General features: G+C 29.1%; 1 protein-coding gene. It reads left to right on the top strand.

Annotated features, from left to right (window positions below; translation table 11 throughout):
• The first annotated feature begins 276 nt into the window (after nt 1–276).
• Entirely contained in the window at nt 277–543 is a 267-nt protein-coding gene (locus HNS40_RS22595; protein ID WP_172284968.1) for a hypothetical protein, read from the top strand.
• Nucleotides 544–677 lie beyond the last annotated feature (134 nt).

Below are 677 nucleotides of genomic sequence, written 5' to 3'. Positions count from 1 at the left end.
GAATAAATAGTAATTTTACTCATGATTTAATTTTATTAAATTATTAAACATGAGATTTATACGTATTCAATACGAATTTAAATCGAAAGCTACCTCCCTTTGGGGAGGTTTAGTTCAACAATGTATATAAAAAAATAGGCGAAATAGTATTAAAATCAAGGCTTTCAGCTCGTACCAAAGTTCTTGCTTAACTGAAAGTTTAGTGCTTCAAAATCGCCTACTTTTCATATACTCACCGTTGGGCTCCATTTACGGAAGACTGAATAACTAACAAAAATGCTAAGCAGTAAAAACAAAATAGAAATTGGAATAAGCAAAAGAAAAGGAATTGTAATGACAATAGTTGCTGCAATTATTTTTTTGATTGGAATCTGGGCATTAATAGAAATTAAATCAATGGACTCTGAGCTTGACCGAATCTTTTTAATGGTTTTGTTGACTCTAATAGTCCTTTCCTTTGGCTTTTTTGGTTTCCTTGGAATTTATAGAATTATTAAAAATGAAGAAGGACTATTTATCAATGACATAGGAATTAAAATATAGGGTTACCCATTTAGTTCACAAATAGTTGTATATGAGTATATTATTTTGTAAATTGTATTCAAATTCAGGAACGATGAGGATACTAAAAAACATTGATAGACAGACGTTTAAAGAAAGATTTACAACAAAAGAAG

Source organism: Lentimicrobium sp. S6 (assembly GCF_013166635.1).
Classification (GTDB): domain Bacteria; phylum Bacteroidota; class Bacteroidia; order Bacteroidales; family UBA12170; genus UBA12170.
Note: the sequence above shows the minus strand (reverse complement) of the source record. Positions and strands in the feature narration are given on the sequence as shown.